The sequence below is a fragment of the Sulfuriferula thiophila genome (assembly GCF_003864975.1).
GTDB classification, from domain to species: Bacteria; Pseudomonadota; Gammaproteobacteria; order Burkholderiales; family Sulfuriferulaceae; genus Sulfuriferula; species Sulfuriferula thiophila.
In genome coordinates this window covers 23,012-43,139 of sequence record NZ_BHGL01000028.1, presented here as the reverse complement: position 1 = coordinate 43,139, position 20,128 = coordinate 23,012, and the positions used below count along the sequence as shown (strand labels likewise).

Below are 20,128 nucleotides of genomic sequence, written 5' to 3'. Positions count from 1 at the left end.
CTACTAAAGGCTAGAGCGCGATGCGTTGGCTGACAGGCATATTGCTGGGCTTGTTGCTGCTGCTACAGTATCCGCTTTGGCTGGGTAAGGGTAGCTGGCTCAAAGTCTGGGATACCCAGCAGCAGGTCATCCAGCAGCAGCAGGTTAATGCCAAGTTAACTACGCGTAATGCTGCAATGGATGCTGAAGTGCGTGACTTGAAACAAGGTCTGGGCGCGATCGAAGAACGCGCCCGTACCGAGCTGGGTATGATACGAAAAAACGAAGTGTTTTTTCAGGTGCTGGATGCCCCGCCGCCAACAGCCGTTATGCCGCCTGCAATACCTACCGCTGAACCTCCTGCCAGTCACGGAATGCCAAGATGAATTCATTGCAAATCAGCCTGATCGTCCTTGCCGTTGTGGTAATTGGCGCGATATTTTTTTACAACTGGTTCCAGGAACGCAAATATCGCAAACAGTCGATAGCGCTGTTTGGCCAGCAGGATGATGTGTTACTGCAACCCAATCCTCCTGTCGCTGAGCGAGTTGATCCCGTAGTCAGTTCAATGGAAGTGGAAATTGAACATGAGCCAGTTGCGCCTGTGGTGGCTCCGGTTGAAGTACCCATTGTTGCTCAGGAGGAACCGCGAGTTGCCGTGAAAACTGAGGAAGAAGCCGAGTTACCAGCGCCACCTGTAGATCCTCTGCTCGAATACGCGATTACTATACAAGTGGTTGATGCTATTCCTAGTGCTGCATTCGCTACCCTGATAGATAGCCAGCGTGATACCGGAAAACCGGTGCGATGGTGGGGTTATGTGGACAAGCAGGGGAGCTGGGTCGAAATTAGTCCATGGCGTGAGCAGGCATTCACAGATGTCGCAATTGTGGTGCAACTGGCTGATCGAGCCGGTCCGGTTACAGAAAATCAGCTGTTTAATCTCACCCATGAAGCCCAGCAGCTGGCGAGCCGTTTTAATGGTATCGCCAGCTGGCATGATATTGCGCCCATACTGGTCAAGGCGGCAAAGCTCGATCAGTTCTGTGTGGATGTGGACGTATTGATCGGTTTGAATGTGGTCAGTCTGGATGGCGCCACCTTTAATGGCGCGCAAATTGCTGAATTGGCTGAGGCTGCTGGCATGACGCTGGATAATGCCGGTGTGTACCAGCGGCGGAGTGAACGTGGCGAGATTGTTTATGCATTGTGCAACCATGAAGATACGCCATTCTCTGCTGATCAGATGAACAGTGTGCAAACGCATGGGGTAACGCTGTTGTTCGAAGTGCCGCGTGTGGATAATGGCTTGGCAGCGTTTGCGGAACTGGCGCAATTTGGCCAGCAACTGGCGAATGCGCTGGGTGGCAAGTTGGTGGATGATAATATTCGCCCATTATCCCCTGCCGGTGTGGAGAAAATTCAAACACAATTAGTGCATATCTATCAGGCCATGGAAGCCCACGATATACCCGCGGGTGGTCGGCGCGCCTTACGATTGTTTAATTAAGCAATGGTGTCGGCCGAGATAAAAAATCGTATCAGCGCTTTGCGCGAACAGCTGGAGTATCATAATTATCGCTATTATGTACTTGATGCACCGGAAATAAGCGATGCGGAATATGATCGCCTGTTCCGGGAATTGCAGTCGCTGGAACAGCAATATCCCGAATTAATCATCCCCAGCTCACCCAGTCAACGCGTTGGCGGTGCAGCACTTACTGAATTTACCCAGATCACCCATACCACCCCGATGCTGTCTCTCAACAATGCGTTCAGTGAGGATGAAGTGGTGGCGTTCGACCGCCGTGTGCGCGAAGCCAGCGAGCTGTCGCAGGTCGACTATGCGGTAGAGCCGAAATTTGATGGCCTGGCGATCAGCTTGGTGTACGAGCGCGGTCAGTTTGTCATGGGGGCAACCCGCGGTGATGGCTATGTTGGCGAGGATGTGACAGCTAACCTGCGCACGATTCGGGCAATACCGTTGCTGCTGGCAACGCCAAATCCACCTCAACGCATAGAGATTCGCGGTGAGGTGTTGATGCTGAAAGCCGACTTTGCCGCATTGAATGCATATCAGCGTGAACAAGGACTGAAAGAGTTTGCTAATCCGCGTAATGCGGCAGCAGGTTCGTTACGGCAGTTGGACCCACGTATTACTGCAACGCGCGGATTGCATTTTTTTGCCTACGGTGTTGGTCAATGTGAGGGTGTAGTATTGCCGTCCACGCATGGTGAGGTGATGGATCTGCTGATGGCGTGGCGGATACCGGTGGCGCATGAACGAGCTGTGGTGCAAGGGGTGGAAGGTTTGTTGGCCTACTATCAGCGTATTGGCGCACAGCGCGATAGCCTGGCGTTTGATATTGATGGCGTGGTTTACAAAGTTAATGATCTGGCAATGCAGCAGCAGATTGGTTATGTCGCACGCGCACCCCGTTTCGCCATCGCCCACAAATTTCCTGCTCAGGAAGCAACGACCCAGTTACTGGATATCGACGTGCAGGTAGGGCGTACCGGTGCAATTACACCTGTGGCGCGGTTAGCTCCAGTCTCCGTGGGTGGTGTAACCGTGACCAATGCCACCTTGCACAATGAAGATGAAATCCGTCGCAAAGGGGTGCTGATCGGCGATTGGGTCAATGTGCGACGTGCGGGCGATGTAATTCCGGAAATCGTGTCGGTGGTAATGTCACGGCGCCCATCGGATGCACGTGAATTTGTCATGCCCACTACCTGTCCGGTATGTGGCTCGCACATAGTGCGTTTGCCGGATGAGGCCATTGCGCGTTGTACGGGCGGGCTGTTTTGCCCTGCACAGCGTAAACAGGCGTTATGGCATTTTGCCAGCCGTCGCGCGATGGATATCGATGGCTTGGGTGAGAAACTGGTTGAGCAACTGGTGGATGAAAATCTGGTGCATAGCCCGGCGGATTTATACCGGCTGGGCTTGCTCAGTCTGGTTAATCTGGAACGGATGGCGGAGAAATCTGCCCGCAACCTGCTGGCAGCCATAGAGCACAGCAAACGCACGACACTGGCGCGATTTATTTATGCGCTGGGTATCCGCCATGTTGGTGAACAGACTGCAAAGGATCTGGCGCGTTACTACGGCACGCTGGAAGCAATGATGGCAGCAGATGAGCTGCAGTTGCAGCAAGTGCCGGAAGTGGGTGAGGTGGTGGCAAAATCTATTGTTCAGTTTTTTGCCGAGCCACATAATCTGACTGTCATCGAGATGTTGCGGGCAGCAGGGGTGTGCTGGGATGAAAGTGCGCCACCTGTCATACAAAATAGCGCAATTTCTGGTAAGGTGTTTGTGATTACAGGCACATTGCCAACGATGAGCCGCGATGAAGCGAAGGCGAAGATAGAGGCGATGGGCGGCAAAGCTTCGGGTAGCGTTTCGAAAAAAACGGATTTTGTGCTGGCTGGGGCAGAGCCTGGCAGTAAATTCATCAAGGCGCAAGAATTGGGTATTACCATATTGGATGAGGCGGAATTTCTCAGTTTAATCAATGAAAATCAGGGAGAAGAAGATGGTCAAGGTTACTAAAGCGGTTTTTCCGGTTGCGGGTATGGGGACGCGGTTTTTGCCAGCGACCAAAGCCATGCCAAAAGAAATGTTGCCTATCGTCGATAAACCATTGATACAGTACGCGGTTGAAGAAGCGATTGCGGCAGGCATTACCGATCTGATTTTCATCACAGGCCGCAGCAAGCGTGCCATTCCTGACCATTTTGATAAAGCTTACGAACTGGAAGCCGAGCTGGAAGAGCGTGGTAAACAGAAGTTGCTGGATCTGGTACGTGGCATCATTCCTCCCCACGTGACCTGTGTCTATATTCGCCAGGCCGAGGCGCTGGGTCTGGGGCATGCAGTGTTGAAAGCCAAACCGGTAGTGAATAATGAGCCATTTGCCGTGATCCTCGCCGATGACCTGATTGATGCGACTACCCCGGCGATGAAGCAAATGACCGAATTGTATAGCTACTACCAGTGCTCGATTTTAGGGGTGCAGGAAGTGGCGCGTGAAGAAACCGGTTCTTACGGTATCGTTGCGGCGCAACCGATCTCTGAAAAATTGAGTAAAGTGGATGCAATCGTAGAGAAGCCAAAGCCGGAAGTTGCACCGTCAACGCTGGGTGTGGTGGGGCGCTATATATTGACGCCGCGTATTTTTCATCACCTCGAAACCATCCCGTTTGGCGCGGGAGGCGAATTGCAGTTGACTGACGGTATCGCCGAGCTGCTGAAAGAGCAGCAAGTGCTGGCCTATGCATTCGATGGTGTACGTTATGACTGTGGCAGCAAGATTGGCTACCTCAAAGCGACTGTCGAGCATGCGCTGAAACATCCGGAAGTGGCGGATGAATTCCGTGCTTATCTGGATGCGCGCTGCGATTAAAGGTTTAGCACTTTTAATAAATCCGTTTCGAGTTGCAAGCGGGCGTGAGGCTGGTTAAGCGCCTCGCCTTGGATCATGAAGGTGTCTTCTGCGCGCTCACCCAGGGTGCTGATTTTGGCAGCGTACAGGCTGATGTTATGCTGGTACAGAATCTGGGCGATAGCGAATAGCAGTCCGGGTCTGTCGCCGGCGACCAGGTTCAGCGTGTAGAGTTTGCCATTTTCATCCGGGCGTAGGCTGACTTCTGCATTAATCGGAAAATGTTTCAGGTGGCGACTGACCCTGCCGCGGGTAGCTGTTTTAAGCTGGGCATGGGTATTGAGCAACAGCGCCAGTTCGTGCTCGATGTAACTCAGGAAATCCCGATAGGCAATCTCACGTTGATGCTTGTCGAGAATGAGAAAACTGTCGAGTGCATAATTGTTACGCGTAGTGTGTATGCGCGCATCGACAATGGTGTAGTTTATAGCTTCGAAGAAGGCGCATATCTGCGCGAATAAAGTAGGTTCGTCCGGCGCATAAATCAACACTTGCACACCTTCACCAATAGGGCTCAGACGGGCACGCACTACTGCCAAAGGCGAGCTGACGCGATGCCAGAGGTGACGGCTGTGCCAGGCGATTTCCTGTGGTTCATGGCGCAGAAAATAACTATCAGCCAGGTTGACCCACAGCGCATCTTCCGTGTGTGGAGACAGCCCGTATAACCGCAATAAACGCGAAGCTTCTGTTTTGGTTTTGTCGATACCGCTATGCAGATTGGTCTCGCCACTCAGTCGGCGACGACTGGCGTAAAATAAATCTTCCAGTAATTTAGCTTTCCAGGCATTCCACACGCTGGGACTGGTGCCACGTATGTCGCAGGTAGTAAGCAGATAGAGCGCAATGAGATGGCGCTCATCCGGGATGCGCTGGGTAAAGCGGGTGATCACATCCGGGTCGGATAAATCCTGTTTTTGCGCAGTTGCAGAAAAGCTCAGGTGTTCGCCTACCAGCCACACGACCAGTTCGGTATCCGATTTAGACAGTCCGTGCTGCCGGCAAAAGCGGCGGGCATCGACCATGCCCAGCGTAGAGTGATCACCACCACGCCCTTTGGCAATGTCGTGAAATAATGCGGCCAGATAAAGTAATTCCGGGTGCGCAAAACCACTGATAAGGCGGCTGGCCAGCGGGTGTTCATGGGCCAGCTCAGGGATGGTGAGGCGGCGCAAATTGCGCAGTACAGTAAGGATATGCTCATCTACAGTGTAGATGTGATACAGATCGTGTTGCATCTGCCCGACGATACGGCCAAATGCCGGGATGTAACGCCCCAGTATGCCGTAGTGGTTCATGTTGCGCAGGGTGCGGGTGATGGTTTGCGGCGCACGCAGGATTTGCATGAACTGGGTCTGATTCACCGGGTCGCGGCGGAATTCGGCATTGATGCGGTGCCGTGCGCGCCATAGTGCGCGTAGCGTGGATGCGCTCATGCCGGTTAATTCAGGATGCTGCTGCAGCAGGATAAAGCTTTCGAATATGGCGTCTGGCTGGCGTTCGAACAGGTTGTCGTCGATGACTTTGAGTAAATTATCGCGTATCTGAAAGCGCGGGTTGAGCGCAATAACCGGTAGCTGGTTATTGCCGAAGATGCGCGCGCGCAAGCTGGGAAGCAAAATATCCCGCATTTGTGCGACGATCTTGACGCTACGGTAATAGCGCTGCATCAGTATTTCGCTGGCGCGACGCGTTGTGGTGGCGCGAATTTGATATTGCTCGGCCAGGCTTTGCTGGTAATCAAATAACAGGCGGTCTTCACGCCGTCCGGCAAGGTAATGCAGGCGTGCCCGGAGGTCGAATAGAAATCGTTCCAGGGTCTGGATCTGGCGTAATTCGCTGCTGCTGAGTAAACCGGCCAGTACCAGGTCGTGCCAGTTAGCGCCGATACCCGCAGCCTGGGTCAGCCAGCGCAGATTATGCAGGTCGCGCAGTCCGCCGGGGCTTTCCTTGATATTGGGTTCCAACTGGTAGGCGCTATCGTTAAAGCGCGCATGGCGCTGATCCTGTTCCAGCAGTTTGCCTTCAAAGAAAGCGCGGGTGTCCAGTTGCTGGGTAAAGCGTTGCTGGAATAGCTGGTAGAGAGATTGATTGCCGCACAGAAAACGCGATTCCAGCAGGTTGGTGAGTATGGTGAGGTCACGTTCGGATTCTTCCAGGCATTCATCCAGGGTGCGTACGCTGGGGCCGACTTCCAGGCCAATGTCCCAGAATAAGCTGACTATTTGTTCAATGGCAACCTGTTCCTCAGGGAGCGCCGGATGATCCAGTAAAATCAGCAGATCCACATCCGAGTGGGGGAACAGTTCGTTGCGGCCGTAGCCACCCACTGCAACCAGTGCAGCGCTAATGGGCAGATCAAGAGATTGCCATACTTCGCTAAGCACGCCATCAACTAATTGCCGATTGCGGGTAAGGATGGTGCGAATTGAAGTGCCAGACAGGAAAGCCTGCTTGATGGTGCTGCGCCCATCGCGTAGCTGCATGCGCCATTGTTCGGCACGTGTGGCGGACGCGACGGCAACCATTATTTGCTTGCTACGAAGTCCGGTACTGGCGGGGTGCCGGCAGAAACGGTCATGACTTCAAATCCGGTATCGGTGACCAGTATAGTGTGTTCCCACTGCGCTGACAGACTGCGATCCTTGGTGACTATGGTCCAACCATCGCTAAGCTGGCGAATGTCGCGACGTCCAGCGTTGATCATGGGTTCTATGGTAAAAGTCATGCCTGCGGCCAGTTTCAGACCCGTGCCGGCACGGCCATAATGCAGCACTTGCGGCTCTTCATGGAAGTTCTGTCCAATGCCGTGGCCACAAAACTCCCGTACTACACTGTAGCCTTGAGCTTCGGAAAATTTCTGTATGGCGTGACCGATATCGCCGAGCAGCACGCCGGGGCGCACCATTTTAATACCGTGCCACATGGCCTGATAGGTGATTTCGCACAGGCGTTTGGCGTGAGGTGCAACTTCGCCGACATAAAACATGCGGCTGGTATCTCCATGCCAGCCATCTTTAATCACGGTGACGTCGATATTGACGATGTCACCATTCTTGAGCTGTTTGTCGCCAGGCACGCCATGGCATATTTGCTGATTAATGGAAGTGCAAATCGAGCGCGGGTAAGGTTCGTGACCTGGTGGGGCGTAGTTGAGCGGCGCCGGAATAGTGTGCTGCACATCGACCATGTAATCATGGCACAGCTTGTCCAGCTCGCCGGTGGTAACGCCGGGTTTAACAAATGGCGTGATGTAATCAAGCACTTCGGAAGCGAGCCGGCCGGCTATGCGCATTTTTTCTATATCTGCTGGGGATTTGATACTGACTGACATGACGGATATATATTAAAAATTAGATGGCTAAGGATAGTGTATGACAGGCGAATGGTCAATTTTGTTCGTTTTGCTGTGTAAAAGCAAAGGTAACTTGTCATTTGAGTGGTTTCGTCCTATAATCGCGCTCTTTTTAATTCAATTGGTTAGGCACTCACGATGGTTATAATTCGTCTTGCTCGTGGCGGCGCAAAAAACCGCCCATTCTACAACGTCGTAGTTGCGGATTCACGCAACCGTCGCGATGGTCGCTTCATTGAGCGCGTTGGTTTTTACAATCCACTGGCTAAAGAAGGCATCGAAGGCTTGCGTCTGAGTCTGGATCGCGTCAATCATTGGGTTTCCCAAGGCGCGCAATTAAGCGATGCTGTAGCAAAACTGGTCAAAACTGAAAGTGCAAAAGTCGCTGGATAATTTAGTGGTGATGGGGCGGGTTGCTGTCCCTTACGGCGTTAAAGGCTGGATGAAGATCCAGACTTTCAGTGAGTCGTTAGATACGCTTGCTGATTATGCAGAGTGGTATATCAAGCGCGGTAATGATTGGCAAGTTTACACTGTCGAAGAAGCCAAAGTGCATACCAAGGTATTGGTTGCTGCATTGGTCGGGATCCATGATCGCGATCAGGCACTGGCGCTGAAAGGGTGTGAAATAGCGGTTAAACGTGAATCATTGCCGGCAGCACCGGAAGGTGAATACTACTGGTCGGATTTAATCGGCCTGAATGTAGTGAATTTGCGTGGCGACGCATTTGGTGTGATCGAGCAGATACTGGAAGCCGGTGCGCATGATGTGCTTGAGGTGCGCGGTGACCGCAAGCACTTAATTCCTTTCGTTGGGCAGATTGTGCGTCATGTTGATTTGGCGGCGCGCACTGTGCAGGTAGACTGGGAACTGGATTACTGATGCCATTGCAAATTGATGTGGTGACGTTGTTCCCGCAAATGTTTGCAGCAATCAGTGAGTGCGGTATCAGTGGTCGGGCATTCACGCGTCAATGTGCCACATTGCATTTGTGGAATCCACGTGATTACACGATGGATAACCACCGTACTGTCGATGATCGTCCTTATGGTGGCGGCCCGGGCATGGTCATGCTGGCTGAGCCGCTCGATGCAGCGCTGGATGCAGCAGAAGCGCGGCAACGTGAATCTGGTGTTGCCAAGCCGCATGTGGTGTACCTCTCCCCGCAGGGGCGTACGCTGGATCATGCTTTGGTAATGGAATTGGCAGCGCGTCCCGGTCTGGTATTCCTGGCCGGGCGTTATGAGGGCGTCGACCAGCGTTTGCTGGACAGGCGCATAGATGAATACATCTCTATCGGGGATTATGTTTTATCCGGTGGGGAGCTGGCAGCGATGGTGGTGATTGATGCCGTTGTGCGGCAATTGCCTGGTGTGCTGGGTGATGCGGATTCAGCAGTGCAGGATTCATTTGTAAATGGCTTGCTTGATTATCCGCACTATACCCGTCCCGAGTTGTATCAGGGCGTACCAGTACCGGCAGTGCTGATGGGCGGTAATCATGCCAAAATCCAGCGCTGGCGGTTGCAGCAATCGTTATTGGCGACGCAACGCAATCGCCCGGATTTATTAGCCAAGCGCGGTATGAGCGCGGCAGAAATTGACTTGCTGGCTTTAAGCGAGCAGGAAAATAAACCAGACTGATTCAATGAATTAGTCGGTTAACAACAAACCCCGTACGTCAAGCGGCGGCTTGCTCCGTGCGGTAAGGTCCAAGACCTCATTTTTAGTTCAGGAGAACGCGATGAATTTGATTCAACAGTTGGAAGAAGAAGAAATTGCACGTTTGGGTAAAACCATTCCTGCTTTTGCACCTGGCGATACCGTAATCGTTAGCGTGAAGGTTAAAGAAGGTACGCGTGAGCGTTTACAGGCTTACGAAGGCGTAGTGATTGCCAAGCGTAACCGTGGTTTGAATTCTGCATTTATCGTGCGTAAGATTTCAGCTGGTGAAGGTGTGGAACGTACATTCCAGACTTACTCACCTTTGGTTGACAGCATTGAAGTGAAGCGTCGTGGTGATGTACGTCGCGCCAAGTTGTACTACTTGCGTGATCGTTCAGGTAAATCCGCACGTATCAAGGAAAAGTTGCCAGCGCGTAAAGTTAAGACAGTCGCTGCTTAATTGCTCGCTGTTACTGAAAAAGGCAGATCTGCGGATCTGCCTTTTTTATTGTCTGTGCATTACTGGCTGGTTGGTAGCCGTGGGGGTTAACGCTGTGGCAGGGCGATACTGAGTGCCAATTGTTTGAGTGCAACCCACGGGTCTTCATTTGCAAGGCCTTTGATCATGCGATCGATAGCGGCAGCCTGTCTGAGGCTGTGGGTCAGGGTGTCGAGTTTGACGCGTTGCAGTGCTTTTTCGACCATGCTCTGACGGCTTTCCCAGACACCGACTTCGCGCATCAGTCGGGCAGGCGCTATGCCACTGTTCTGTGCTGTTTTCAGGCGGGTCAGAATGCGTAATTCGCGCGTGATTGTCCACAATATTAGCGTGGGTGCTTCACCCTCGTTGCGCAATCCATCCAGCATGCGTATCAACCGTGGCACGTCGCTGAGCAACAAGGCATCGGCGAGCTTGAAGACGTCATAACGCGCCACATCCAGTACGGCTTCACGGACGCTGGCAAAATCCAGGCGTCCGGCGGGGAACAGCAGTCCCAGTTTGCGTATCTCCTGCTGGGCGGCCAGCAGGTTGCCTTCTACTTTCTGAGCAAGAAAACGCAGGGTGTCAGTATCGGCTTGCTGCTGCTGTTGTGCCAGACGTTCGCCGATCCAGCGCGGTAATTGCTCGTTAGTTACCGAATAAACTGCAATGGTGGTGCCGGCATTATCCAGTGCGGTGAACCATTTTCCTGACGTTGCCTGCCGGTCGAGCTTGGGCAGGGTAATCAGGGTAATCGTGTCGGCTGGGAGCGCAGCGCAGTAACTTTGCAGCGCCTTGCCACCGTCTATGCCCGGCTTGCCGGAAGGGATGCGAATGTCCACCAGGCGGCGGTCGCTGAATAAGGATAAATTATCGCCGGCATTGAGCAGGGTTTGCCAGTTGAAGCGGCCCTCTACCTGGTAAATTTCACGCTCGGTGTAGCCTTGCGTGCGAACCGCTCGTCGAATTTGATCGGCTGCTTCCAGCACCAGCAGCGGTTCGTCGCCATATACACAGTAGAGCGGCTTTAACTCTTTGGCTAGCTGTGACGCGAGCTGTTCCGGCTTGATACGCATGCTTTATTAATGCAGCAGGGCAATACGGCGCAGTATCTGTTGCGCAGCATCGGTCTGCATATCGCGGTAGAGTAATTGTTCTTCATCCCCTTTTGCCAGCACCAGCGTGTCGTTATAGCTCATGTCGCGGCTTAATACGATTTCGGCTGGCATCAGTATCTCTTTGCCTTTGGGGGCGAGCAGGCGATATTTGACGCGGTATTGCAGCTGGTATTCACGTACGCGACCGGCACCGGACAGCGACAGGATGATTTTGCTGCTGACTTCAGACATGATCTGTATGGTGCGCTCGGCTGTGTCGCTGGTTTTCGCCAGCCTGTCATTGTGACCGCCTGCGCGGATGATGCGTTGCAGGTTGGTCACCAGCGGTGAGCCAGGGTTGCCATCAACATACAGCGAGGTATAGGGGATATCGACCTGACCGCGCAGGTGAAAACCGCATCCAGCAGTAAAAACACTCATGATTAGCGTAACTGCAAGCCAGAATTTCATAGGGATTTTCATCTTGATTACCTGTTGGATGGGTTAAAAACCATTAGACCACGATATTGACCAGACGTCCTGGAACGATGATGATGCGCTTTGCCGGCTGGCCTGCCATGAACTTCTGCACGCCTTCCTGATCGAGGGCGATTTGTTCGATAACATCCTTGCCGGTGGATTTGGCGACAGTGATCTCGCCACGCAGTTTGCCGTTAACTTGTATCATCAGCGTCATTTCATCCTGCACCAGCGCAGTTTCATCAGCTGTTGGCCAGCTTTGTCCGGCCAGTACGGTGCCTGGACGCAGCTCGCTCCAAAGCGTTTCGCAAATATGGGGAACGATAGGTGCGAGCATGATGGTGACCTGTTCCAGGATTTCCTGCACTACGCTGCGAGCAACCGGGTCGGTAGCGGTGAGCTTGTCCATGCTGTTGAGCAACTCCATGACAGCCGCTATGGCGGTATTGAAGGTTTGCCGGCGGGCATAGTCGTCGCTGATCTTCTGCACAGCACTGTGTAACTGGAAGCGCAGTGTCTTGAGTTCAGCGCTCAGTTCGCCATTTTGATATGCCATTACTGTACCAGCGCTGACGTGCTCATAGCAGCGTTTCCACAAGCGGCGCAGGAAGCGATGTGCGCCTTCGATACCGGCATCAGACCACTCCAGGCTTTGCTCCGGGGGGGCGGCAAACATCATGAACAGGCGTGCAGTGTCGGCGCCGTAGCTATCAATCAGCAGTTGCGGGTCAACACCATTGTTTTTGGACTTGGCCATTTTCTCGGTGCCGCCGATGATAACAGGCAGCCCGTCAGCCTTGAGCACCGCATCCAGCGGACGGCCTCGTTCATCGTTGCGCACATCGACTTCAGCAGGATTGAACCAGTCTTTCTTGCCCTCACCGAGATCGCGATAGAACGTTGGCGCGATCACCATGCCCTGCGTGAGCAGGCGGGTAAATGGCTCGTCGGAAGCGACCAGCCCCTGATCGCGTATCAGTTTGTGGAAGAAGCGCGCATAGAGCAGGTGCAGAATCGCATGTTCGATACCGCCGATATATTGATCAACTGGCAGCCAGTGATTGGCGCGCTCGTCGAGCATGGCATCGGTACAGTCATGGCTGGCATAGCGGGTGTAATACCAGGATGACTCGACGAAGGTGTCCATGGTGTCGGTTTCGCGTCGTGCCGGCTGGCCGCATTGCGGGCAGGTGCATTCATAGAATTCCGGCATCTTGGCCAGCGGCGATCCGGCGCCGGTGACCACGACATCCTCGGGCAATACTACCGGCAACTGCTCTGCAGGTACCGGCACATCGCCACACTGCGCGCAATGGATGATAGGAATAGGGCAACCCCAGTAGCGCTGGCGGGAAATACCCCAGTCGCGCAGGCGGAACTGGGTACGCTTGCTGCCCAGTCCTTTGGCTTGCAAGTCGTCAGCAATGGCTTGCAACGCTGCGTTGAAGTCTAATCCATCATATTTGCCGGAGTTGATGCACAGGCCATGTTCGCCGTAACTGTCCTGCCACGGTGCGCTAACTTCGCTGTATGCCGCGTTTGCTGAGGCGATGACAGTTTTCATCGGTAAGTCATAGTGCTGGGCAAATTCAAAATCGCGAGCATCATGTGCTGGCACGGCCATCACTGCGCCTTCGCCATAACCCATCAGCACGTAGTTGGCGACCCACACCGGCAGCTTCTCACCGGTGAGTGGATGGGTGACGACGAGGCCGGTGTCCATGCCTTTTTTGGCCTGGGTGGCGACATCGGCTTCGGCGACGCTGCCGCGTTTGCATTCGGCGATAAATTCAGCCAGTGCCGGGTTGCTGGCAGCAGCCAGTGTGGCCAGCGGGTGTTCGGCAGCCACGGCAACATAGGTGGCGCCCATCAGCGTGTCGGGGCGGGTGGTGTAGACCTTGAGTACGCCCTCAGTGCCGATGCTGTTCACGTCATAAGGAAAGTGTATTTCACAGCCGAAACTTTTGCCTATCCAGTTGCGCTGCATGGTTTTGACCTGCTCCGGCCAGTGCGGTAGCTGATCCAGCCCGCTTAACAGTTCGTCGGCATAGGCGGTGATACGCATGTAGTACATGGGGATGTCGCGCTTTTCTACCAGTGCGCCGCTGCGCCAGCCGCGGCCGTCAATCACCTGTTCGTTAGCGAGGACGGTGCAGTCGACCGGGTCCCAGTTAACTGAGGCGGTTTTTTTGTAGATCAGGTCTTTTTTAAACAGTGCGGTGAACAGCCATTGTTCCCAGCGGTAATATTCCGGGGTGCAGGTGGTGATTTCCCTGTCCCAGTCGATCGCAAGTCCCAGACTTTTAAGCTGTGTGCGCATGTGATCGATATTGGCGTAGGTCCAGGCTGCCGGTGGTACGTTGTTTTTAATTGCTGCGTTTTCCGCAGGCAGGCCGAATGCATCCCAGCCCATGGGTTGCATGACGTTATAGCCTTTAAGGCGATGGAAGCGTGCCAGCACGTCGCCGATGGTGTAATTGCGCACGTGCCCCATATGTAATTTGCCGGAAGGATAGGGGAACATGGATAAGCAGTAATACTTGGGCTTGTCATCCTGTTCTGTCGCTTTGAAGGCGGCAGTGGCTTCCCAGTCGCGTTGGGCATTGGTTTCAATAATTTGGGGTTGGTAGAGAGCTTCCATCTTTTTGCGTATGTATTGATTCTAAAGTGGCATATTATACCCCGCGAACATGCTTGCGCGTGGACAGCGGGACGGCTTAAAAGTTATACTGTGAAAATAACTGATATTTTTTTATATTTCAACTGGAGTCCTTATGTCCAAAAAACATCCTGTGATTGCTGTAACCGGTTCTTCCGGCGCAGGCACAACGACCGTTAAACGTGCTTTTGAGCACATTTTCCGTCGTGAAAACATCAGCGCGGCCGTGATCGAAGGCGATAGCTTTCATAGCTTGTCGCGTACCGAATTCAAATCGGAAATGGCCAAAGCGACTGCTGAGGGCAATAACCATTTCAGCCATTTTGGTCCTAATGCCAACCATTTTGACAAGCTGGAAGCGTTGTTCAAAAGCTACGGCAAGGATGGTAAGGGTAAGAAGCGTTATTACATCCATAGCGATGAAGAAGCGGCGTTTCATAACAAGCGGTTAAATACCAAGCTGAGCGCAGGCGAGTTTACGCCTTGGGAAGACGTGCCAGCGGATACCGATTTGCTGTTCTATGAAGGTTTGCATGGTTTGGTTGTGGACGGCAAAGTTGATGTTGCCAAGCACGTTGATCTGGGTGTTGGCGTGGTGCCGGTAGTGAACCTGGAATGGATCCAGAAGATACATCGTGATGCAGCAGAGCGTGGTTATTCTGCCGATGTCATTGTTGATACCATCATGCGCCGCATGCCTGATTATGTAAATTACATCACCCCGCAATTTTCACGTACCCACGTGAACTTCCAGCGCGTGCCGACCGTGGATACCTCAAATCCATTTATTTCGCGTGATATTCCTACGCCGGATGAGAGCTTGGTCATTGTGCGCTTTAGCGATCGCAAGGGTGTCGATTTCCCATACTTGATCAATATGATCCCTAATTCATTCATGTCACGTTCGAACACGCTGGTTGTGCCAGGTGCGAAAATGGGCTATGCAATGGAATTGATTCTGGGACCTATGATTGAGCAGATGATTGCTGCTAAAAAGAAAGCGTGATTTCGAGTTCAGTGCAAAACTATCGCGATAGAGTTGAATAGCACTTGTTGTTTAAGCGATAACACTGAATTAAAAAGAAATGGGCTGGCCTAGTGGCTATATCCTGTGCCAGGTATAACCACTAAAGGTCAGCCCGTATGTTTGTTACCCATCCAAGAGTTACCCGTTAATTTCGTTTACAGTTGTACGCTGTTGTCGCCAAAAAACTCTGTGAATAGCTAACCTGGACGATGCGCTACTAGCAAATCTTGTCTTTAAATCTGCCTTGTTATCGCTATTTCAATGAGGACTGTTTGAGCAGAAAATCAGTGAATTGCAAGGCTGGCGAATCAAGTATGCCACTATCTCTACGAATGATATGAAGAGTTTTTTGTAGTGGATCTCCTGCAATCGGTATTGCATACAATAACCCGCTGCGAACCTCATTGATTACAGCTGCTGCCATAACTAGGGAAATGCCGAGCCCGGCTTGAACGGCATGTTTTACTGCTTCAGTACTACCCAGCTGCATCGATACACTTATCGTACTCGCATCATTGCCAAAATAGTGTTGTAGCAAGTGTCCCGTTCCGCTACCAGTTTCCCCTCCCAGTAAATCCTGACCCTTTAACCAGTCACGCGGAATGCTGCTCATATTAGCCCAGGGATGGTGTGGGGGCACGATCACAACCATTTCTTCATGGCGCCAGTCTGTAGCGATAAATCCTGGTCTATTATCCCACCATTCCATGATAGCGACATCGATTTCAAAGTTTTGAAGCTTATCGGCGATGACAGTATTGATCCCAATAGTCACTTTCAGATTATGTGGCGATGCATCCTTATAAGCTTTCAAATACGGCTGTAACAGATAAATTCCGGTATTTGAACTTGCTCCAATAACAACTGAGTTTTTTTTAAATAAAGAGCTTGCACGATTGCTTATTTTTACTAGATTTTCGGCATACGGCAGGAATGCTCGGCCTTCTGGTGTTAATGTGCTTCCCGCATTGTTACGTGCTATTAAATTAACATTTAACGACTGTTCAAGCCATTTCACATGCTGTGTTACTGCTGGTTGAGATAAGCCTGTATTTTTGGCCGCACCACGAAAGCTGCCGCATGCCGCTACCTCAAGAAAAGTTGCAACGCGTTCCAAATTAATCATGAGGCTTATACCCTCGAAAATGCAGGGCTGTTGATTGCACCAACGGGTTTTTCTCCTGCCAGTGCCTGGATGATATTTTCCGCCGCTTGCCGCTCGATCTCTATTCGTACCTCGTTGACCGCCGAGCCTATGTGAGGCGTGAAAAAAGTCTGCTTGGTATTGTCAAGTAAGGCACTCGGAATACTGCCTGGTCTGCCAGATCGAGACCATTCCTCCATCTCGAATACATCGGCTGCATAACCGTTTAGTTGCCCTGTGTGCAATGCATTTATGACAGCTTGCTCATCAACCACCGAACCACGGCAGGCATTAATGAGATAGCTGCCAGGCTGCATTTTATCGATGGCATCGGCGTTAATTAAGTGTAGCGTTTGTGGTGTCATTGGTACCATCGGTACTACAAAGTTGCTAATAGCCAACAGCTCTTCCAGACTTACGTGACGAGCATTCCATGCTTGTTCCTGATTAACAGGCAATGCGATGTTGTCACTGTAAACTATTTTCATATCAAAACCCGACAGCCGTTTTGCAATCGCTTGCCCCACTGCACCCATACCGATAATGCCAATTGTACGACCTGTCAGCCCGATGCCGTACAATTCTGGACGCCAACCATGGAAACTGCCACTACGGATGTGACGATCACCCTCCAGCATATGTCTTGTCAAACCCAACAACAAGCCAATCGTCAATTCCGCAGTTGGGATAGTAAGTAAATCAGGTACGATGCTGAGCCATATTCCACGTTGGGTACATGCTTCGACGTCTAAATTATCATAACCCTTGAGCGCAGCACCAATAATTTTTAGTTGTGGGCAAGCATCAAGAAAATCGGCATCAATTCTGTCAGGCATGAACACCATCAGCGCGTCAGCATCCTTGGAGCGCAACAGTAATTCTTCGCGCGGAAGTGTCTCGCGCGTAGTATTTGGTATAACAGTTGCGGTGGTTTGCAGATAGTCGATGATTTCGGGGTGGACCCAATGAGTAAGTACAATTTTTGGTTTCATATATTTTCCAATGCTATTGGTTATTATGTCGATTACTTGAATTTTCGTCTTAAAAAGGAGCTGAATGCATCAACCAGCGTAACCATGGCTAATATAACGATTAAAATCGCCGATACTTCTTGATATTGCATGATGCGCAAAGAACCCATCAATTCAAATCCGATACCGCCTGCACCGACCATACCCATCACTGTTGATGCGCGAAAGTTATATTCCCAACGATAAATAGCCGTATCTGCCATTTGCGGCAACACCTGCGGGAAAATGCCGTGAAAAATTACTTGCAACGGGCTGCAACCAGCTGCTCGCGCAGCTTCTACTGGCGCTTGATCGGCGTGTTCAATCGCTTCGGAAAAAAATTTGGCAACCATGCCGATGGAATGTAAACCCAATGCCAATACACCAGGCAGAGCTCCAAAACCAACTGCTGCCACAAATATAATCCCCATGATAAGTTCGGGAATCGAGCGTAAGCCATTCAACAACGAACGCGCCATATGATAAATAACTGGATGTGGGCTAGTATTACGGGCTGCTAAAATACCTAAAGGAATCGAAAACAACACCGCAATAGCTGTCCCTGCAATACTCATGGCCAAAGTGTCGATCAGTGGTTTTACCCAGGTGCTGACCTGAGTAAAATCTGGTGGCATCATTTCTCCAATCAGACTGAACAAACTCGGTACACCCTCGCTCAAACGCTCTGTATCAAATAAGCCCACGTAGTACCAAGAGCCAATGATAATCGCTAATACCCACGCAATCTGTATTGTTGATCGGTTCCAAGTGCGTTGTTGCTGTGTTAATATCAAATCAAAATCAGCTTGCATGGATATGTACCCCAATAGTTAGAACTTGGAAAAATCAAGCTTCAGCAAGCTGCCTAGATTGCGCACCACATCATATTCCTGATCTGAAATCGCACCGAAACCTTCAGCTTTAAATGGCTTCAATACTTCGGGATCTTTCATATTGAGGAAAGCAGCACGGATTTTCTCTTTTAGTTCCGGTTTTAGATTGGAGCGCATGGTCCATGGGTATTGCGGAAATGGTTTCGATTCTGCTAAAACCTTAACTTTTTTACCATCAATCATGCCGCGTTGAACCAAGGTTTCGAAGATTGGTTTGCTCAAACCACCAGCCTGCGCATGGCCGTTTTGTACAGCGAGTGCTACCGCATCATGCGACCCCACAAAGTGTTCGCGGTATTGTTCACCGGCCATTAATCCCTTCTCGGCAAGCATTGATTTTGGAATCAAGTGACTTGAGGTGGAAGCTTTATCTCCATATGCAACATCTTTGTTGGCGATGTCGGCAATACTGTTAATGCCTGCTGCGGTATTGACGATCAATACAGACTGGTATGTCATGCTGCCTTTTTGTTTGAGTGCTGCGAATGGTTCAATCTCGCTTTTCTGTTTGGCCAGTACATAGGAGAGGGGGCCAAAATAAGCTAAATCGATACGACCATGACGCATTGCTTCAATCATGGATGAGTAATCGGTAGTGACGATTAACTCGATTTTTTTCCCCAGTGCTTTTTCCAGATAAAGCTCAAGTGGACGATTATTTTTGATGACAGTGGATGCGTTCTCATCCGGCAATAACGCGACTTTCAATGTTTCAGGGTCAGGGTTTGGTGCGGCGTGGACGATGCTGCCCAAGAGTGCTAATGTTATCAAGCTCAATATTGCCAATAATTTTTTCATAACAATTCCTTCTATGGGTTAAAGATTAAGCGGAAGTAAGTTGAACGTTGAGTCTGGTTGGTACAGCATGTGACGTAACAATTGATTTTTTTTGTTCGTACAGTTCAGCCGCATGAGTCGTGGTCAATTCATGCGGTGCCGCATCAAACACGATACTGCCGTGAGCTAAGCCAATAATTCGATCTGCATAGCGTTTAGCAAGATCAACCTGATGCAGACTGATGACGGCAGATATGCCGTCTTCCTTACAAATCTGATGTAACAACGCCAAAACTTTATCAGCGGTTGCAGGATCGAGACTTGCAACAGGTTCATCGGCTAAGATCAAAAGTGGCTGTTGCGCCAGGGCTCGTGCAATGCCGACACGCTGCTGTTGACCACCGCTCAGTTGATCAATGCGTGATTGCGCTTTATGCAGCAAACCAACCCGTTCCAAACTTTGTAGCCCAATGGTTTGCTCTTTATGAGACAACGGAAACAGGCTACGGAACGTTGAGTGATAACCTAAGCGTCCCATCAGCACGTTTTGGAGCGCTGTGTGACGACCGATCAATTGGTGTTGCTGGAATATCATGCCAGTTTGACGACGGTGGGTCTGCAAGGTCTTTCGGTCATCAAGATTGCCAAGACCTGCGACATTAACGTTGCCAGCATGGGGTTTACACATCAAATTAAGGCAGCGTAGCAAAGTTGATTTACCTGCACCGGATGCCCCCAGTAAGACGGTAAATTGTCCTTGATGCAATTCGATGGACGTAGGTTGTAGCGCAACAACATTGCCGAACTGCACTGAAACATTATTAAGTTTAATCATGGCCTCATCCTTACTGTTTGTGATCAAGGTTGCTCTTCGATTACAAAATTAAATTGATGGGTTATAGTAACTGAGGTTTATTACACGGAAATGACAACAACAGATATTTGATGAATGCCGTGTATATTGAGGTGCGTAATTGATAATTCGTATAGGAATGACCATCACAGCAAATTTCTAGTTAACTGTCTTGTGTTTTTAAGTGGTGAAAGGTGAATTAAGCGTTAGCATTGCTCGGCAATCTGAATGCTTTGCGAAAACTGTCCACAAATATGATG

At 51.1% G+C, this 20,128-nt stretch carries 19 protein-coding genes; 9 read left to right on the top strand and 10 right to left on the bottom strand.

Annotated features, from left to right (window positions below; genetic code table 11):
* Positions 1-20 precede the first annotated feature (20 nt).
* Genes ftsB through galU form a run of 4 tightly spaced genes read left to right on the top strand, consistent with a single transcriptional unit; the run spans position 21 to position 4,388 of the window.
* Positions 21-365, top strand: coding sequence for a cell division protein FtsB (ftsB, locus tag EJE49_RS09075; RefSeq protein ID WP_124950130.1), 345 nt, complete (start codon positions 21-23; stop codon positions 363-365).
* Positions 362-1,489 (top strand): cell division protein ZipA, encoded by a 1,128-nt coding sequence (locus tag EJE49_RS09070; protein WP_124950129.1) that lies wholly within the window; start codon positions 362-364, stop codon positions 1,487-1,489. The genes ftsB and EJE49_RS09070 overlap by 4 nt, the downstream gene beginning before the upstream one ends.
* Before the next feature lie 3 nt (positions 1,490-1,492).
* Positions 1,493-3,535 carry an NAD-dependent DNA ligase LigA gene (gene ligA / locus EJE49_RS09065; RefSeq protein WP_124950128.1) on the top strand — a complete coding sequence of 681 codons (2,043 nt, stop codon included), beginning with the start codon at positions 1,493-1,495 and terminating at the stop codon, positions 3,533-3,535.
* Positions 3,519-4,388, top strand: coding sequence for a UTP--glucose-1-phosphate uridylyltransferase GalU (galU, locus tag EJE49_RS09060; RefSeq protein WP_124950127.1), 870 nt, complete (start codon positions 3,519-3,521; stop codon positions 4,386-4,388). The genes ligA and galU overlap by 17 nt, the downstream gene beginning before the upstream one ends.
* On the opposite strand, the gene EJE49_RS09055 is transcribed toward galU, so the two are convergent.
* Both EJE49_RS09055 and map read right to left on the bottom strand, forming a co-directional pair.
* Positions 4,385-6,955: a [protein-PII] uridylyltransferase gene (locus EJE49_RS09055; RefSeq protein WP_124950126.1), complete on the bottom strand. Its 2,571-nt coding sequence runs from the start codon at positions 6,953-6,955 to the stop codon at positions 4,385-4,387. The genes galU and EJE49_RS09055 overlap by 4 nt on opposite strands.
* A complete protein-coding gene (gene map / locus EJE49_RS09050) occupies positions 6,955-7,761 on the bottom strand; it encodes a type I methionyl aminopeptidase (RefSeq protein WP_124950125.1) in 807 nt (268 codons plus the stop codon). Before map ends, EJE49_RS09055 begins: the two co-directional genes overlap by 1 nt.
* Positions 7,762-7,920: 159 nt before the next feature.
* Here map and rpsP point away from each other — a divergent pair, with 159 nt between their 5' ends.
* The 4 genes from rpsP to rplS all read left to right on the top strand — a co-directional run bounded on the left by rpsP (position 7,921) and on the right by rplS (position 9,907).
* Complete coding sequence (gene rpsP / locus EJE49_RS09045) at positions 7,921-8,175, top strand: 30S ribosomal protein S16 (protein ID WP_124950124.1); 255 nt, start codon at positions 7,921-7,923, stop codon at positions 8,173-8,175.
* Positions 8,156-8,665, top strand: a complete 510-nt coding sequence (rimM, locus tag EJE49_RS09040; protein WP_223246889.1) for a ribosome maturation factor RimM — start codon at positions 8,156-8,158, stop codon at positions 8,663-8,665. The genes rpsP and rimM overlap by 20 nt, the downstream gene beginning before the upstream one ends.
* Positions 8,665-9,426, top strand: a complete 762-nt coding sequence (trmD, locus tag EJE49_RS09035; RefSeq protein WP_370685822.1) for a tRNA (guanosine(37)-N1)-methyltransferase TrmD — start codon at positions 8,665-8,667, stop codon at positions 9,424-9,426. Before rimM ends, trmD begins: the two co-directional genes overlap by 1 nt.
* Before the next feature lie 100 nt (positions 9,427-9,526).
* Positions 9,527-9,907 (top strand): 50S ribosomal protein L19, encoded by a 381-nt coding sequence (rplS, locus tag EJE49_RS09030; RefSeq protein WP_124950123.1) that lies wholly within the window; start codon positions 9,527-9,529, stop codon positions 9,905-9,907.
* Positions 9,908-9,993: 86 nt separating this feature from the next.
* On the opposite strand, the gene holA is transcribed toward rplS, so the two are convergent.
* Genes holA through leuS form a run of 3 tightly spaced genes read right to left on the bottom strand, consistent with a single transcriptional unit; the run spans position 9,994 to position 14,146 of the window.
* Positions 9,994-11,004, bottom strand: coding sequence for a DNA polymerase III subunit delta (gene holA / locus EJE49_RS09025; RefSeq protein ID WP_124950122.1), 1,011 nt, complete (start codon positions 11,002-11,004; stop codon positions 9,994-9,996).
* A 6-nt stretch (positions 11,005-11,010) separates the two neighbouring features.
* Positions 11,011-11,496 (bottom strand): LPS-assembly lipoprotein LptE, encoded by a 486-nt coding sequence (locus tag EJE49_RS09020; RefSeq protein ID WP_189941799.1) that lies wholly within the window; start codon positions 11,494-11,496, stop codon positions 11,011-11,013.
* A 43-nt stretch (positions 11,497-11,539) separates the two neighbouring features.
* A complete protein-coding gene (gene leuS / locus EJE49_RS09015; protein WP_124950120.1) occupies positions 11,540-14,146 on the bottom strand; it encodes a leucine--tRNA ligase in 2,607 nt (868 codons plus the stop codon).
* A gap of 133 nt (positions 14,147-14,279) precedes the next feature.
* Between leuS and EJE49_RS09010 the strand changes: the two genes are divergently transcribed.
* Complete coding sequence (locus tag EJE49_RS09010; protein ID WP_124950119.1) at positions 14,280-15,170, top strand: phosphoribulokinase; 891 nt, start codon at positions 14,280-14,282, stop codon at positions 15,168-15,170.
* A gap of 274 nt (positions 15,171-15,444) precedes the next feature.
* On the opposite strand, the gene EJE49_RS09005 is transcribed toward EJE49_RS09010, so the two are convergent.
* Genes EJE49_RS09005 through phnC form a run of 5 tightly spaced genes read right to left on the bottom strand, consistent with a single transcriptional unit; the run spans position 15,445 to position 19,850 of the window.
* On the bottom strand, positions 15,445-16,317 hold the full coding sequence (locus EJE49_RS09005; protein ID WP_124950118.1) for a LysR family transcriptional regulator: 873 nt from the start codon (positions 16,315-16,317) through the stop codon (positions 15,445-15,447).
* A gap of 5 nt (positions 16,318-16,322) precedes the next feature.
* Complete coding sequence (locus tag EJE49_RS09000) at positions 16,323-17,327, bottom strand: phosphonate dehydrogenase (RefSeq protein WP_124950117.1); 1,005 nt, start codon at positions 17,325-17,327, stop codon at positions 16,323-16,325.
* A 32-nt stretch (positions 17,328-17,359) separates the two neighbouring features.
* Positions 17,360-18,157, bottom strand: a complete 798-nt coding sequence (gene phnE, locus EJE49_RS08995) for a phosphonate ABC transporter, permease protein PhnE (protein ID WP_124950116.1) — start codon at positions 18,155-18,157, stop codon at positions 17,360-17,362.
* A gap of 18 nt (positions 18,158-18,175) precedes the next feature.
* Positions 18,176-19,036: a phosphate/phosphite/phosphonate ABC transporter substrate-binding protein gene (phnD, locus tag EJE49_RS08990; RefSeq protein ID WP_124950115.1), complete on the bottom strand. Its 861-nt coding sequence runs from the start codon at positions 19,034-19,036 to the stop codon at positions 18,176-18,178.
* A gap of 25 nt (positions 19,037-19,061) precedes the next feature.
* Entirely contained in the window at positions 19,062-19,850 is a 789-nt protein-coding gene (gene phnC / locus EJE49_RS08985; protein ID WP_124950114.1) for a phosphonate ABC transporter ATP-binding protein, read from the bottom strand.
* Positions 19,851-20,128 lie beyond the last annotated feature (278 nt).